Annotated in this window: 1 protein-coding gene and 1 pseudogene; both read left to right on the plus strand. The window is 73.4% G+C overall.

Features of this window, described 5'->3' with window-relative positions:
- Positions 1–5 precede the first annotated feature (5 nt).
- A complete protein-coding gene (locus AC4BEG_RS32390) occupies positions 6–6,377 on the plus strand; it encodes a type I polyketide synthase (protein WP_490703221.1) in 6,372 nt (2,123 codons plus the stop codon).
- A 46-nt stretch (positions 6,378–6,423) separates the two neighbouring features.
- A pseudogene (locus AC4BEG_RS32395) lies at positions 6,424–17,541 on the plus strand (alpha/beta fold hydrolase); the annotation flags it as partial.
- Between the last annotated feature and the right edge of the window lie 29 nt (positions 17,542–17,570).

Consider the following 17,570-nt stretch of genomic DNA (forward strand, 5'->3'; position numbering starts at 1 on the left):
CAGGAATGACCGAGAACATCGATCAGCAGGAAAAGCTCGTCCGCTATCTCAAAAAAGTCGCACTCGAACTGAACGAGACCAGGGCGCAGCTCGAAGAGGCCGAGTCACGGGCCACCGAACCGCTGGCAATCATCGGCATGAGCTGCCGCTACCCGGGTGGGATCAGCTCACCTGAGGAGCTGTGGGAGTTGGTGGCCTCGGGGCGTGACGCCATCACCGGGCTGCCCACCGACCGAGGCTGGGACCTGGAGCGGCTCTACGACCCGGACCCCGACCAGACCGGGAAGGTCTACACCCGGGGTGGCGGCTTCGTGGAGCGTATCGGCGAGTTCGACGCGGAGTTCTTCGGCATCAGCCCGCGCGAGGCCACCGCGATGGACCCGCAGCAGCGGCTGCTGCTGGAGGCGTCGTGGGAGGCGTTCGAGGACGCCCGCATCGACGTGACCTCGCTGCGTGGCAGCGAGACCGGTGTCTACTGCGGTCTCAGCGTCACCGACTACGGCATGGGGCCGGAGAAAAGCGTGGCCCAGGTGGAGGGCTTCCAGCTTACCGGTGGCGCCGCCAGCGTCTCGTCCGGCCGGATCTCCTATCTCCTCGGCCTGGAGGGTCCGGCGGTGTCGGTGGACACGGCGTGCTCCTCCTCCGCCGTGGCTCTGCACATGGCCGTGCAGGCCCTGCGGGCGGGAGAGTGCTCGCTCGCCCTCGCCGGTGGTGTGACCCTCATGCCCAGCCCCTTCATGCTGCGGGAGTTCAGCCGTCAGCGCGGTCTGTCGACGGACGGCCGGTGCCGTGCGTACGCGGCGTCCGCCGACGGGACGGGTTTCTCCGACGGGCTCGGCCTGGTGGTGCTGGAGCGGCTGTCCGACGCCCGGCGCAATGGCCGTCGCATCCTGGGTCTCATCCGAGGTACCGCGATCAACCAGGACGGCGCCAGCAACGGTCTGACGGCGCCCAACGGTCCGTCGCAGGAGCGGGTGATCCGTCAGGCGCTGGCAGGCGCCGGGCTGCGGCCGTCCGATGTGGACGCGGTCGACGGCCACGGGACGGGTACGAAGCTGGGCGATCCGATCGAGGCGCAGGCCCTGCTGGCCACGTACGGCCGGGAGCGGGACGGGGATCCGCTGTGGCTGGGGTCCATCAAGTCCAACATCGGTCACACCTCGGCCGGGGCCGCGGTCGCCGGTGTGATCAAGATGGTGATGGCGATGCGGCACGGTGTGCTGCCGCCGACCCTGCATGTGGATGAGCCGTCACCGCATGTGGACTGGGAGTCGGGGCGCGTCGAGCTGCTGACCGAGTCCCGGGAGTGGCCGGTCGCAAACGGTCGTCCGCGTCGTGCGGGTGTGTCGTCGTTCGGTGTGAGTGGTACCAACGCGCACATCATCGTCGAGGAGGCTCCGGCCGAGGAGCCGGTGGCCGAGGAGCGGACCGCGCCCGCGACTCCGCTGCCGGTGGTGGTGTCCGCGCGGACGGACTCGGCGCTGCGCGCGCAGGTGGAGCGGTTGCGTGCACATCTGGTGTCCCGGCCGGATCTGTCGGTGGCGGACACCGCGTACTCGCTGGTGACCTCGCGGGCGCTGTTGGACCGCCGGGCGGTGGTGGTGGCCGGTGACCGTGATGAACTGCTGGCGCGGCTTGCCGAGGTGTCGCCGGAGTCCGGTGTCGCGGGGCAGACGGCGTTTTTGTTCTCGGGTCAGGGTTCGCAGCGTTCGGGGATGGGTCTGGAGCTGGCCGGGGCGTTTCCGGTGTTCGACCAGGCGTTGACCGAGGTGTGCGCGGAGTTGGATCCGCGGCTTGGTCGTTCGGTGCGGGAGTTGCTGGCTGCCGAGGGTGAGGTGCTGAATGCGACCGAGTTCACGCAGGTGGTGTTGTTCGCGGTTGAGGTGGCGCTGTTCCGGCTGGCCGAATCCCTCGGCATGCGCCCGGACTACCTGATCGGACACTCCGTTGGAGAGATCGCTGCCGCTCATGTGGCGGGTGTGCTGTCGCTGGCGGATGCTGCCGAACTGGTGGTGGCACGGGGCCGGTTGATGGGTGCGCTGCCCACCGGTGGTGCGATGGTTGCCGTTCAGGCTGCCGAGGACGAAGTGGCCGAATCCCTTGCCGGGTTCGAGGGCCGGTTGGAGATCGCCGCGGTCAATGGGTCGCGGGCCGTTGTCGTCTCGGGTGATGAGGAGGCGGCGGAGGAGTGGCTGCCGCGATGGGAGGGCCGTAAGACGACCCGGCTTCGGGTGTCGCACGCGTTCCACTCCCCACGGATGGAGCCGATGCTTGAGGAATTCCGCGCGGTGGCGGAACGGTTGGAGTATGCCGAGCCTCGCATCCCGGTCGTCTCCAATGTGTCCGGTGAGCTGGTGTCGGCCTTCGACGCCGACTACTGGGTGCGGCATGTCCGTCAGGCCGTCCGGTTCGCCGACGGTGTGCGGACGCTGTGGGACCTGGGCGTGCGGCGATTCCTCGAGCTGGGCCCCGACGCCGTCCTGACCGCGATGGCGCGGCAGTGCGTGGAGGATGACACCGAGGCCGCGTTCATCCCCGCCCTGCGCGCCAAGCGCGGCGAGAGCGCGACTCTCGCGGCTTTCCTCGGCCGCGCCCACACCGCGGGTGTGGAGGTGGACTGGAACGCCTTCTACGCCAACACCGGCGCCCAGCCCGTCGATCTGCCCACCTACGCCTTCCAGCGCGAGAACTACTGGCTGATGCCGTCGGCGCAGGGTGATGTCGCGGCGGCGGGTCTCGACCAGGTCGACCACCCGGTCCTGGCTGCTGCCGTGCAGCTGGGCGACCGTGACGAGTGGCTGTTCACCGGCCGCTTCTCCGCCGAGTCGCAGCCGTGGGTGCGCGACCACGTGGTGCTGGGCGCAGTGATCGTGCCCGGTACGGCATGGGTGGAGCTGGCGTCGGTCGCCGGTCGCCGGGTGGGTGCGCCGGTGGTGGACGAGCTGGTGATGGAGTCACCCCTGCTGCTGGAGGAGGATTCCGCGGTCCAACTGCGGGTCACGGTCGGCCCGGCCGGTGAGGACGGCCGCCGCGAAGTGGCGGTCTTCGCCCGCCCCGAGGCCGGAGACGGTGAGCAGGGTGACCTGATCTGCCACGCCCGAGGATGGCTGGCCGCGGAGGACACCACACCGGTGTCGTCGTGGCGCCCGGAAGCGTGGCCGCCCGCCGGTGGTGTGGAGATGACCGCGGACACGCTGTACGCCGGGATGGCCGAGCTCGGGTTCGACTACGGACCGCTGTTCCAGGGTGTGCGTGCGGCATGGCAGATCGACGGCGTCTGCTACGCCGATGTCGCCCTGCCCGGCGATACCGGCGGCGAGGGCTTCGGTATCCACCCGGCGCTCTTCGACGCCTCCCTGCACGCGGGTCTGCTCCAGGACGACGGGCCGCGGGACACGGCGTTCCTGCCCTTCTCCTGGTCCGGGGTGCGCACCGGGCAGCGCGGTCTGTCCCGGGTGCGCGTCCGTATGCGCCGGGTGGACGAGACGGCCTTCGGCCTCGATGTCGTCGGCGAGCACGGCGAACCGGTGCTGAGCCTGGCGCGGCTGGATATGCGTCCGGTCGACCCGGCCCAGCTGGAGCGGCTGCGGCACGGCGGCCGGCAGTCGGTCTACCAGCTCGACTGGGCCCCGGTCGCGATCGGTGCGGGGCAGCCCGTCCGGGTGGCCGTGCTCGGCGAACTGGCCGCCACGGGCGAACGGTTCCCGGACCTGGCCGCGCTGGAGACGGCTCTCGCCGACGGCAGCCCGGCGCCGCAGCTGGTGCTGGCCGCCGTCGACACCCCGGACGCGGACGTGGCCGACGCAGCCAGGACCGCTGCCGCCGAGGCGCTGACCCTGGTACAGCGGTGGCTGGCCAGTGAGTGGCTGGGGGACACCCGGCTGGCGGTGGTGACCCGGCGTGCGGTCTCCGTCGATGGTGAGACGCCGGACATCGCCCAGGCGGCGGTGTGGGGTCTGCTGCGCAGCGCCCAGTCCGAGCACCCGGACCGGTTCGTCCTGGTCGACCTGGACGGCGACGAGCCGGACTGGGGCGGGCTGCTCGGCGGGGACGAGCCGCAGCTCGCCGTCCGCGGGGAGCGGGTGTTCGCGCCGCGTCTGAGCGCGGCCGCCGCTCCCGCCGACGGCACATGGCGGCTGTCGGTCACCCGCAAGGGCTCCCTGGAGGACGTGGGGATCGTGTCCTGCGACGCCCGTCGTCCGCTCGCCGCCGACGAGGTGCGGATCGGGGTCCGCGCGGCGGGGGTGAACTTCCGCGATGTGCTGATCGCCCTCGGTGTGTACCCCGACGATGTGCCCCTGGGCGCCGAGGCGGCCGGTGTGGTGCTGGAGGTCGGCTCGGACGTCACCGATGTCGCGCCCGGCGACCGGGTCTTCGGCATCGTGATGGAGTCCTTCGGCCCGGTGGCTGTCGCCCCCCGGGCTCTGGTCGCTCCGATGCCGGACGAGTGGTCCTTCACCCAGGCGGCGTCCGTGCCGGTGGCGTACGCGACCGCCTACTACGGCCTGGTGGATCTGGCCGGGCTGCGGGCAGGGGAACGGGTGCTGGTGCATGCCGCCGCCGGTGGTGTGGGCACGGCCGCCGTGCAGATCGCACGGCACCTTGGCGCGGAGGTCTTCGCCACGGCCAGTCCGGCCAAGCAGGACGTCGTGCGGGCCGCCGGTGTCACGGCCGACCACATCGCCACCTCGCGGGACACCGGATTCCGCGACGCCCTCCTCGATGTCACCCAGGGCGCCGGGGTGGATGTGGTGCTGAACTCCCTGGCGGGCGAGTTCGTCGACGCCTCCCTGGACCTGCTGCCGCGCGGCGGCCGGTTCGTGGAGATGGGCAAGGCCGACATCCGTGACGCGGAGGCGATCGCGGTGGAGCGTGCGGGCGTCGCCTACCGGGCCTTCGACCTGTGGGAGGCGGGGCCACGGCGGCTGGGTGAGCTGCTGTCCGAGATCGTGGCCCTGTTCCGGCAGGGGGCGCTCGCGTTCGCGCCGATCCGCACCTGGGACGTGCGGCAGGGCCGTGAGGCGCTGCGCCACTTGCGCGAGGGCCGCAACGTCGGGAAGGTCGTACTGACCGTTCCGGCGCCGCTCGGCCCGGAGGGCACGGTGGTGGTCACCGGTGGCACGGGTGGTCTGGGCGCGCTGTTCGCCCGCCACCTCGCCGCCACCCACGGTGTGCGCGACCTGCTGCTGCTCAGCCGCCGTGGCCCGGAGGCCGAGGGAGCCGCCGCGTTGGTGGCGGAGCTGGCGGCTCAGGGGTGCCGGGCCCTGGTCGTGGCGTGTGATGTGTCCGACCGGGAGCAACTGGCCGCCGCGCTCGGCTCGGTCGAGCGTCCGGTCAGCGCGGTGGTGCACGCGGCCGGTGTCCTCGACGACGGTGTGGTCGAGTCGCTGTCGCCCGAGCAGATCGAGCGGGTGATGCGACCGAAGGTGGACGCGGCGTGGCATCTGCACGAGCTGACCGCCGGCGCGGACCTGTCGGCGTTTGTGCTGTTCTCTTCGGTGGCGTCGTTGATGGGCAGCCCCGGCCAGGCCAACTACGCGGCGGCGAACGCGACCCTGGACGCGCTGGCCGCGTCCCGCCGGGCCGCGGGACTCCCCGCCACCTCCCTGGCGTGGGGGCTGTGGTCGGAAGCCGCGGGGATGGCCGCCGGACTGGACGAGGCCGAACTGGCCCGGCTGGAGCGGATGGGCATGAGCGCGCTCACCGCCGAAACCGGTCTCGCGCTGTTCGACCAGTCGCTTGAGGTGGACGCGGCCGTGGTGGCGCCGGTGCGGCTGGAGACGGCCGCGCTGCGCGCCCAGGCCCGCGCCGGGATGCTGCCGCCGCTGCTGCGGGGGCTGGTCCGGACCCCGGCAAGGGTGGTCGAGGCGGGCGCGGGCGCGCTGGTCCAGCGGCTGGCCGGGGCGCCGGAAGCGGACCGGGAGCGGATCGTGCTCGAACTGGTCCAGGCGCAGGTGGCGTCGGTACTCGGACATGCCTCACCCGCGTCCGTCGACCCCGAACGGGCCTTCAAGGAGCTCGGCTTCGACTCCCTGAGCGCGGTGGAACTGCGCAACCGGCTCACCCAGGCCACCGGTGTGCGGCTGCCCGCCACCGTGGTGTTCGACCACCCCAGCCCGGCGGCCATCGCCCGCCATCTGCTGCCCGAGATCGTTCCGGACGCCGCAGCCACACCGCGGTCCGAGGAGGACGAGATCCGCGCGCTGCTCGTGTCGATCCCCATCGACCGGCTGCGCCGCGCCGGACTGCTCGGCACCCTGCGCGAACTGGCCGACAGCGACCCGCCGGAGGCGGTCGGCGAGGACGGGGACACCGCGTCGTTCGAGGACATGGACGCGGAAGCCCTGATCCGGATGGCTCAGGAGGACCTCGCATGACCCCGGCCGGGAACGCCGTCGCCGCAATGAGCTTGGAGTTGAAGGAATAGACATGGCCACCGATCAGAACCAGCTCGTCGAGGCGCTCCGGAAATCCCTCAGGGAGACCGACCGGCTCCGCCAGCTCAACAAGCGACTGCTCGCGAACGCCAGTGAACCGCTCGCCATCGTCGGGATGAGCTGCCGCTACCCCGGTGGCGTCAGCTCCCCCGACGAGCTGTGGGAGCTTGTGGCATCGGGGCGCGACGCCGTCAGCGGGCTGCCCACCGACCGCGGCTGGGACCCGGAGCGGATCTACGACCCCACCCTGCGCCGACCCGGCGCCGTGTCCACCAGCGGCGGTGGCTTCCTCGACGAGATCGCCGAGTTCGACTCCGAGTTCTTCGGGATCAGCCCGCGCGAGGCCCTGGCCATGGACCCGCAGCAGCGACTGCTGCTGGAGGCGTCATGGGAGGCGTTCGAGCACGCGGGCATCGACCCGACCTCGCTGCGCGGCAGCGACACCGGAGTCTTCTGCGGCGTCGGCACCAGCGACTACTGCACGGCGCCGGCGGGCAGCCTGCCCCAGATCGAGGGCATGCAGCTGACCGGTGGCGCGGCGAGCGTGTCCTCCGGCCGTATCTCCTACGTGTTCGGCCTGGAGGGCCCCGCGGTGTCCGTCGACACCGCGTGCTCCTCCTCCGCGGTCGCCCTGCACATGGCCACGCAGGCGCTGCGCGCCGGTGAGTGCTCCATGGCCCTCGTCGGTGGTGTGACCGTCATGTCCGGCCCGTTCCTGCTGGCGGAGTTCAGCCGTCAGCAGGCGGTGTCGCCGGACGGCCGGTGCCGCGCGTACGCGGCGTCCGCCGACGGGACGGGTTTCTCCGACGGTCTGGGCCTGGTGGTGCTGGAGCGGTTGTCCGACGCCCGGCGCAACGGGCGGACGATCCTCGGTCTCATCCGGGGCACGGCGGTCAACCAGGACGGTGCGAGTAACGGTCTGACGGCGCCGAACGGTCCGTCGCAGGAGCGGGTGATCCGTCAGGCGCTGGCGAACGCCGGTCTTTCGCCGTCCGATGTGGACGCGGTCGAGGGCCATGGCACCGGCACCGTGCTGGGTGACCCGATCGAGGCCCATGCGCTGCTGGCCACCTACGGTCGCGAGCGGGACGGGGATCCGCTGTGGCTGGGGTCCATCAAGTCGAACATCGGCCACACCTCCATGGCCGCGGGCGTGGCCGGTGTCATCAAGATGGTGATGGCGATGCGGCACGGGGTGCTGCCGCGGACCCTGCACGTGGACGCGCCGTCCTCGCACATCGACTGGGAGGCGGGCGAGGTCGCGCTGCTGACCGAGGCGCGGGAGTGGACCGCGGGGGAGAAGCCCCGTCGTGCCGCTGTGTCCTCGTTCGGCGTCAGCGGCACCAACGCGCACATCATCCTGGAGGAGGCACCGGCCGAGGAGCCCGCCGAGGCCGCCGCCGAGCCACGGCCGATGACCGCCGCCCCCGTGACGGTGTCCGGCCGGACCGCGGCGGCGATGCGCGCCCAGGCCGACCGGCTCCGCGCGCACGCGCTGGCGCGCCCGGACCTGTCCCTGGCCGACCTCGGCTTCTCCACGGCCACCACCCGGGCTCACCTGGAGCACCGCGGTGTGGTGGCCGCCGGCGACCGCGACCAGCTGCTGTCCGGGCTGGCCGCCCTGTCCCTCGGCGAGCCGTCGCCCGTGGTCGTCGAGGGCCGTGCCACACCCGGCGCCAAGCCGGTGTTCGTGTTCCCCGGGCAGGGTGCGCAATGGGTGGGCATGGCGGTCGAACTGCTGGACTCCTCCCCGGTGTTCGCGGCCGAGATCGCCGCGTGTGGTGAGGCGCTGTCCGCGTTCGTGGACTGGCGTCTGGAGGATGTGCTGCGGGGTGCGCCGGGTGCGCCGTCCCTGGAGCGGGTCGATGTGGTGCAGCCCGCGCTGTTCGCGATGATGGTGAGCCTGGCGGCGCTGTGGCGCTCCTGCGGTGTGGAGCCGTCCGCGGTGGTCGGCCACTCGCAGGGCGAGATCGCCGCGGCGTATGTGGCCGGTGGTCTGTCGCTGCGGGACGCGGCCCGGATCGTGGCGGTGCGCAGCCAGTTGGTCCGTGACCGCCTCGCGGGCCTCGGCGGCATGATGTCGGTCGCGCTGCCGGTGGAGCGGGTCGAGGAGCTGATCGCTCCGTACGAAGGCCGGGTCTCGGTGGCGGCGGTGAACGGCCCGGCGGCGGTCATCGTCGCCGGTGAGCCGCGGGCGCTGGACGAGGTGCTGGCCACGTGCGAACGCGACGACGTCCGGGCGCGCCGGGTCAAGGTGGACTACGCGTCGCACTCGGCCCAGGTGGAGGCCATCGAGGCCGAGTTGCTGAAGGCGCTCGCCCCCGTGGAACCCACGAGCGGACGTGTTCCGTTCCACTCCACGGTTACGGGTGGTTTGCTCGACACCACCGCGATGGACGCCGCGTACTGGTACACCAACCTGCGTGGCCAGGTCGGGTTCGAGCCCGCCATCCGCGCGCTCGTCGACAACGGTGCCGGGTGCTTCCTGGAGATGTCCCCCCACCCGGTGCTCGCCATGGCCGTGGAGCAGACCATCGCCGCCCACGGCCCGGCAGGCCGTATCGGAGTGGTCGGCTCCCTGCGCCGCGACGAAGGCGGACTGGCCCGTTTCCTGCTCTCGCTGGGCGAGGCGCACACCGCCGGGGTGAAGGTCGACTGGGCCGCCTGCTTCGCCGACTCCGGCGCCCGGCACGTCCCGCTGCCCACCTACGCCTTCCAGCACAAGCGCTACTGGCTGGATGCCACCGGCCTCGCCGACGCCTCCGCGGTCGGCCTCGGCCGCGTTGAACACCCCGTCCTGGCGGGCGCCGTGCGGGTGGGCGACCGTGACGAGTGGGTCTTCACCGGCCGCGTATCCCACCAGGGGCAGCCGTGGATCCGTGACCACGCGCTGTTCGGCACGGTCACCCTCCCCGGCGCCGCGCTGATGGAACTGGTCCTGTCCGCGGGCCGCCACGTGGACTGCGATCTGATCGAGGAGCTCAGCCTCGACGCCCCGCTGGTCCTGGCCGACGACACCGACGCAACGGTGCAGGTCACGCTCGGCCCGGCCGACGCCGACGGCCGCCGTGAAGTGGCGGTCTACGCACGGCCGGACACCGGCGACGAGCAGTCCACCGAGGCCGTCTGCCACGCGCGAGGCAGGATCGCCCCCGACACCGAACCACGGTCCGGCCGGCTGGGCGAGTGGCCGCCCGCCGCGGCCGAGCCGATGTCGGTGGACGCGCTGTACACCGCCCTGGCCGAACTCGGCCTCGACTGCGGTCCGGTGCTCCAGTGCGCGCAGTCGGCGTGGACACTCGACGGCGAGGTGTACGCCGAACTCGCCCTGCCCGACGGCACCGAGCCCGGCGGATTCGCCATCCACCCGGCTCTGCTGGAGTCCGCGCTGCACACCGCCCCCCGGCCCGCCGCCGACAAGGCACCGTCGGTGGCGTCCTGGTCGGGCGTGCGGCTGATGGGCGACCCGGTCTCCCGGGCGCGGGCGCGGATCGTACCAGTGGGCGAGGGCACTCTGCGGCTCGACCTCTTCGACGCCGAGGGCGCGCTCGTGGCGCACATCGACCGGATCGCCGTACGGGACGCCGACCCGGCCCGGTTCGGGGAGCTGCGCCGTGGTCGACACGCGCTGTTCCGCCTGGACTGGATTCCCGTGACGGCCGGTGCGGCCAAGCCGGTGCGGATGGCCGCGTTGGGCGAGGTGGCCGGGGTGGCCGATGCCCATGCCGATCTCACCGCGCTCGAGCGCGCCGTGGCGGAGGGCGCGCCGTTGCCGCAGGCGGTGCTGGCCGCCATCGACACCCCCGCCGGGGAGACACCCGCGGCGGTGCGTGACGCGGCCGCGCGGGCTGTGTCCCTCGTACGGCAGTGGCTGGCCGCCGAGTCGCTGGGCGACGCCACACTGACCGTGGTCACCCGCGGCGCCGTGCCGGTCGCGGACGAGGTTCCCGACGCCGCGCAGGCCGCGGTGTGGGGCGTCATCCGCACCGCGCAGTCCGAACACCCCGGCCGCTTCCTGCTCGTGGACGCAGACGCAGACGCAGACGCGCACACAGACGCCGACGCGGAGCCGGAGTGGGGCGCGCTGCTCGGTCCCGGCGAGCCGCAGGTGGCCGTGCGCGCGGGCAAGGCGCTGGCTCCCCGGCTGGCCCGGGTCCCCGGCGGACCGGTGGACCGGCCGGAACCCGTGAACCCCGACGGCACGGTGCTGATCACCGGTGGCTTCGCAGCTCCGTTCGCCGAGCACCTCGTCACCCACCACGGCGCCCGCCACGTGGTGGTGGCCGCCCCCGGCGGCCAGGCCGACAAGCTCACCGCCGAGTTGGTGTTCCTCGGTGCGCGGGTGCGTGTCGTGCCCTGCGACATCACCGACCGGGATCAACTGGCCACGCTGCTGGGCTCCCTGGAGCACCCGCTGACCGCCGTGGTGCACACCGCGGCGGTGCCCGACGCGGGCCTGCTCGAGACCCTCTCCGACGAGCGGCTGGAGACGGCGCTGCGGGCCACCGTGGACACCGCCTGGCAGCTGCACGAACTGACCGCGGACACGGACCTCTCCGCCTTCGTGGTGTTCTCCTCCTTCGAGGGCCTGGTCGGCATCCCCGGCCAGGCGGCCACCTCCGCGGCGGACGCGGCCCTGGCGGCGCTCATGAGCGCCCGCCGTGCGGCCGGGCTCCCCGGCACCGCGCTCGCCTGGGGGTTCTGGGCCGACGGCCGCGGCATCGACGAAACCGGCGTGGCCGACCCCGCGCTCGTCGCCCAGGCCGGAATCCTCCCGCTGCCCACCGAGCTCGGACTCGAGCTCTTCGACCGCGGCATCACCGCGGACACACCGCTGCTGGCCCCGGTCGAGCTGGATCCGGCCGTGCTGCGCGAGCAGGCACGCGCCGGACTGCTGCCCGCCGTACTGCGCGGACTCGTCCGGGTGCCCGCACGGCGCGCCACGTCCGGAGGCACCCTGGCGCGGCGGCTGGCCGAGGTGCCGGAGGCCGAGCGCGAGGATGTGGTGCTCGAACTGGTCCGGGCACAGGTCGCGTCCGTGCTCGGCCACGACTCCGCCGACGAGGTCGACGGTGAACGCGCCTTCAAGGAGCTCGGCTTCGACTCCGTCAGCGCGGTCGAACTGCGCAACCGGCTCTCGCAGAGCACCGGAGTGGCGCTGCCGGCCACCGTCGTCTTCGACCACCCCACCCCGCAGGCCGTCGCCCGGCTGTTGCTCCAGCAGGTCGAAGGACCGGCGGACACCGGCCTCCCGGCCGCGCCGAAGCGGCGCGGGGCGGTGGACGAGCCGCTGGCGATCGTCGGCATCGGCTGCCGCTACCCCGGCGGTGTCACCTCGGCCGAGGACCTGTGGCAGCTGGTGGCCGACGGCCGCGATGTGATCGGCCCGCTGCCCGCCGACCGTGGCTGGGACCTGGAGCGGCTCTACAGCCCGGACCGCGAGCAGGTCGGTACGACCTACTCGACCGGCGGCGGATTTGTCGCGGGCATGGGCGACTTCGACGCCGAGTTCTTCGGCATCAGCCCGCGCGAGGCCGTGGCCATGGACCCGCAGCAGCGGCTGCTGCTCGAGACCTCCTGGGAGACCCTGGAGCACGCCGGGATCGACCCGACGTCCCTGCGCGGCACCGACACCGGCGTCTTCGTCGGCATCACCGGCTCCGACTACAGCATGCTGGTGCCCGCCGAGTACGAGGGCTACCGCGTCACCGGCACCATGTCGAGCGTCGCGTCCGGCCGTATCGCCTACACCCTGGGCCTGGAAGGCCCCGCGGTGTCGGTGGAGACCGCGTGCTCGTCCTCCGGGGTCGCGCTGCACATGGCGGCGCAGGCGCTGCGCGGTGGCGAGTGCTCGCTCGCGCTGGCGGGCGGCGTCACGTTCATGACGACCCCGATCACCATGACCGAGTTCAGCCGCCAGGGCGCGAACTCCCCGGACGGCCGGTGCCGCGCGTACGCGGCGTCCGCCGACGGGACGGGTTTCTCCGACGGTCTGGGCCTGGTGGTGCTGGAGCGGTTGTCCGACGCCCGGCGCAACGGACGGACGATCCTCGGTCTGATCCGCGGTACCGCGATCAACCAGGACGGTGCGAGCAACGGTCTGACGGCGCCGAACGGTCCGTCGCAGGAGCGGGTGATCCGTCAGGCGCTGGCGAACGCCGGTCTTTCGCCGTCCGAAGTGGACGCCGTCGAGGGCCATGGCACCGGCACCGCCCTGGGTGACCCGATCGAGGCCCATGCGCTGCTGGCCACCTATGGTCAGGAGCGGGACGGGGATCCGCTGTGGCTGGGGTCCATCAAGTCGAACATCGGCCACACCTCCGGGGCGTCCGGTGTCGCCGGGCTGATCAAGATGGTGATGGCGATGCGGCACGGGGTACTGCCGCAGAGCCTCCACGTGGACGCGCCCTCCCCGCACATCGACTGGGAGGCGGGCGAGGTCGAGCTGCTGACCGAGGCCCGGGAGTGGACCAGCCCCGGCCGTCCCCGCCGGGCGGGCGTCTCGTCCTTCGGCGTCAGCGGCACCAACGCGCACATCATCGTCGAGGAGGCGCCCGCCGAGCCCCCGGCCGCCAAGGCCGCGGAGACCGTGGCGCCCGCCACCCCGGTGCTGCTCTCCGCGCGCACCGAGGCGGCCGTACGCGCCCAGGCCGAGCGGCTGCGGAGGCATCTGCTGGAGCACCCCGGGCTCTCACTGCCCGACCTCGGCCACTCCCAGCTGACCTCGCGGGCGTCGCTGGAGCACCACGCGGTGCTCGTGGCCGCCGACCGCGAGGAACTGGGCCGTGAGCTGGCCGCGTTCGCCGTCGGCGAGGTGACCGAGCAGACCGCCTTCGGCCGTCCCGCCACCACCGCCAAGCCGGTGTTCGTGTTCCCCGGACAGGGCGCGCAGTGGGAGGGCATGGCCGTCGAACTGCTAGACACTTCCCCGGCGTTCGCCGCCGAGATCGCCGCGTGCGATGCGGCGCTGGCGGAGTTCGTGGACTGGCGTCTGGAGGATGTGCTGCGTGGCGCGCCGGACGCCCCCTCCCTGAAGCGGGTCGATGTGGTCCAGCCCGCGCTGTTCGCGGTGATGGTCGGCCTGGCGGCGCTGTGGCGTTCCTACGGTGTCGAACCGTCGGCCGTGGTCGGCCACTCGCAGGGCGAGATCGCCGCCGCGTACGTGGCCGGTGGGCTGTCGCTGCGGGACGCGGCCCGGATCATCGCGGTCCGTAGCCGGATCGCCCACGAACAGCTCATGGACACCGGCTGCCTGGCGTCGCTCGCCCTGCCGGTCGAGCGGGTCGAGCAGCTGATCGCGCCCTACGGGGACCGGTTGACCGTGGCGGCCGTGAACGGCCCGGCAGCGGTGATCGTCGCCGGTGATCTGGACTCGATCGCCGCCCTGCTGGAGCGGTGCGACCGCGAGGACATCCGGGCCAAGCGGGTCCCGGCCACCTTCGCCTCGCACTCGCCGCATGTGGAGGTGGCCCGCGCCGAGATGATGGCGGCACTCGCCCCGGTCGAACCGCGCGGCGGCAGCGTCCCGCTGTACTCCACCTCGCTCGGCGCGTTCGTCGACACCGCCACCATGGACGCCGCGTACTGGTACGGCAACCTGCGCAACCCGGTCGGCTTCGAGCCCGCCATCCGCGCGCTCATCGAGAACGGTGCCGGGTGCCTGCTGGAGATGTCCCCGCACCCGGTGCTGGGAGTGGCGATGGAGGAGACCGTCGCCGCCACCGGCGCGGCCCGGGTCGGAGTGGTCGGCTCGCTGCGCCGCCACCACGGCGGAATGAAGCGGTTCCTGCTCTCCCTCGCCGAGGCGCATATCGCCGGGGTGAAGGTGAACTGGGCGGCCTGCTTCGCCGGTTCCGGCGCCCAGCGGGTGTCGTTGCCCACGTACGCGTTCCAGCGCAAGCGGTACTGGCCGAGCACCCGCCCGGCCACCGCGGGCGACCCGGCCGTCTCCGGTCTCGGCCGCGTCGAGCACCCGGTCCTGACGGCGGGGATGCAGCTCGCCGACCGGGACGAGTGGGTGCTCACCGGCCGGCTGTGCCACGAGTCCCAGCCCTGGCTGCGCGACCACGCCGCCTTCGGGCTCCCGGTGGCGCCCAGCACCACGCTGGTCGAGCTGGCGCTGGCCGCGGGCCGTGGGGTCGGGGCGCCGCTGCTCGACGAGATGATGTTCGAGGCACCGCTGCTGCTGCCCGACGGCGCGGCGTTGCAGATCCAGGCGATCGTGGGCGCTCCCGGAGCCGACGGCCGCCGCCCGGTGGCGGTCCACTCGCGCCAGGACGGTGACCAGCGCGCCGAGTCCACCCGCCACTGCACGGGCTGGCTGGCACCGGACACCGAACCGGCCGTGGGCCGGGCGGGTCAGTGGCCGCCCGCCGGGGCCGAACCGGTGCCGGTGGACGGGCTCTACGCCGCGCTGGCCGGACTCGGCCTCGACTGCGGCCCGGCGCTGCACGGGGTGCGGGCGGTGTGGCGCTCCGGCGACGAGGTGTACGCCGAGCTCGCGCTGCCCGAGGGCATCGGCGGGGCGGACTTCGGCATCCACCCGGCGCTGTTCGAAGCCGCCCTGCACACGGGCCAGTTGGGCTTCGTCGAGCAGGACACGCCGAAGCTGCCGGTCTCCTGGTCCGGGGTGCGGCTGGCCGCGACCGGCGCCACCGGTGGCCGCGCGCACCTCACCTCCGACGGTGACACCCTGCGGCTGGAGGTGTTCGGCGAGGACGGCGCGCTGGTGCTCGGCGTGGACCGGATCGCCTTCCACGAGGTCGATCCGGCCCATCTGGAGGAGCTGCGCCGCGGCCAGAGTTCGCTGTACCGCGTGGACTGGGCTCCGGTCGAACTGGGCGCCGCCACCCCGGTGCGGCTGGCCGCGCTGGGTGCGGCGGCCGGGGGAGTGGCGGACCGGTACGCCGATCTGGCCGACCTGGAACGAGCGGTGGACGGTGGCGCGGCAGTACCGCAGGCCGTGCTCACGGTGATCGACACGCCCGCCGGGGAGGGTCCGGCGGCGGTGCGGGGCGCGGCCGAGGCGGCCACGGCCCTGGTGCGGCGCTGGGTGGACCACGGGCCCTCCGCCGAGGCCGTGTTGGCCGTGGCGACGCACCGCGCGGTCGCGGTCCGGGACACGGAGGTCCCCGACCCGGCGCAGGCGGCGGTGTGGGGCGTACTGCGGGCCGCGCAGTCCGCTCACCCGGGCCGGTTCCTCGTGGTGGACGTGGACGGGGACACGGTGCCCGAGTGGGGCGCGGTGCTCGGTGCCGACGAGCCGCAACTCGCCCTGCGCGCCGGGCAGTTCCTGGCACCGCGACTGGCGCTGGTGCCGGCCGGGTCCGCCGACCGGGCGCTGCCGGTGGACTCCGACGGCACCGTGCTGATCACCGGTGGGGTGACCCCTCCGGGTGCGTCGCTGGCCAGGCATCTGGCCGCCCACCACGGTGTGCGGCAGCTGCTGCTGCTCGGCGAGCCCGGCGCCGCCGCGGACGGGCTGGTCGCGGAGCTGGCGGAACTCGGCGCGCGAGCGCGCGTCGAGGCGTACGCGCCGGACCGGCTGGCCGAGGTGATCGGGTCCCTGGAGCGGCCGCTCACCGCGGTCGTCCACACCGGGGGCGAGCCCGAGGGGCTGGAGCTGGTGTGGCGGCTGCACACGCTGACCGAACGGGCCGACCTCGCCGCCTTCGTGGTGTTCTCGTCGTTCTCCTCGTTTGCCTCGTTCTCATCCCTCGGCGGCGCCGCGGCCCAGGACCCGGCGGCCGACGCGGCCGTCGAAGCGCTGGTCCGCGCGCGCCGCGCGGCCGGACGCGCGGGCACCGCGCTGATGTGGGGGCCGTGGGAGGGCGAGGGCACGTTGCCCGGGACCGCCGAACTGCCCGCCGAGCGCGGACGGGAGCTGTTCGACCAGGCCCTCGCCGCCGACGCCGCGTTGCTGGCGCCCGTACAGCTTGACCTGGCCGCGCTGCGGGCGAGGGCGCGTGAGCGCACCCTTCCGGCGCTGCTGCGCGGTCTGGTCCGGCTGCCCGCCCAGCGTGAGGCGGGCGGTGGGTCGCTGGCCCAGCGACTGACGGGGGTCTCCGAGGCGGATCGTGAGCGGGTCGTGCTGGAACTGGTCACGGCGCATGTCGCGGCCGTACTCGGCCACGGTGCCGATGACCGGATCGATGTCGAGCGCAGGTTCAAGGAACTGGGCATGGACTCGATGAGCGCGGTGGGCCTGCGCAACCGGCTCTCGCAGGCCACCGGTCTGCGGCTGCCCGTTTCGTTCGTCTTCGAGCACCCCACCCCGGCGGAGATCGCCCGGCAGCTGCTCAAGCAGGTCGGCTCGGGGGCGCCGGACACCGGGGCGGCCGAGCCCGCGGGCGAGACGATCAGCCTGCGGCTCCGGCAGGCCGCCGGGAACGGGACCCTGCCGGAGGCACTGCGGCAGCTGCTGGACGCCGCGGACGGCAGGCCGGTCTTCTCCTCGGCCGCCGAACTCCCCGACAGCGACGGACGGTTGGCACAGCTGGCCGGCGGGCCGGGCCGCGTGAAGATCGTCTGCGTACCGTCCTACGTCTATGTGGTCGGCTCCGGCCAGGAGCAGTTCATGCGTCTTGCCGACCGCTTCGAGGGGGTGCGGGACGTCCACGTCTGCTCCCTGCCGGGCTTTGGGACCGAACTCTCCCCGAAGTCCCGGGAGGCCGCCGTGGAGGTCCTGGCGGGCGCGATCCGCGCGGCCGTCGGCGACGCCCCGTTCATCCTGGTCGGCTACTCGATGGGGGGTGTGGTGGCGCGCTCGCTGGCCGAGCGTCTGGAGTCCTCCGGCGCCGCGCTCACCGGAGTCGCCATGATCGACACACTGGCGCTGGACGGCGACGGCGACGGCGACGAGGACGAGGCGGGCCGGGCGTTCGCCGCTCTGCTGGCTCAGATCCTCACCCAGGAGCGGCGCGCGGTCTCCATCGACGACGCGAGCTGGCTGTCCATGGGCGCCTACCTGCGTCTGTTCACCGGTCTCCGGCCGGAGCCGGTGTCCGCCAGGACCCTGATGGTCCGGGCGGCCGAACCACTCGGCGCCGCAGCGGTGCCGGACGGCCCGCGGTGGGCGGCCACCGACGACCATGTCGAGGTCGCCGCCGACCACTTCGCCCTGATCGAGACCGC

It is taken from the genome of Streptomyces sp. JLBJ103, assembly GCF_058215575.1.

Coding starts and splice junctions, on each gene's coding strand:
- AC4BEG_RS32390 (WP_490703221.1), top strand. CDS start 6: ATGACCGAGAACATCGATCAGCAGGAAAAGCTCGTCCGCTATCTCAAA.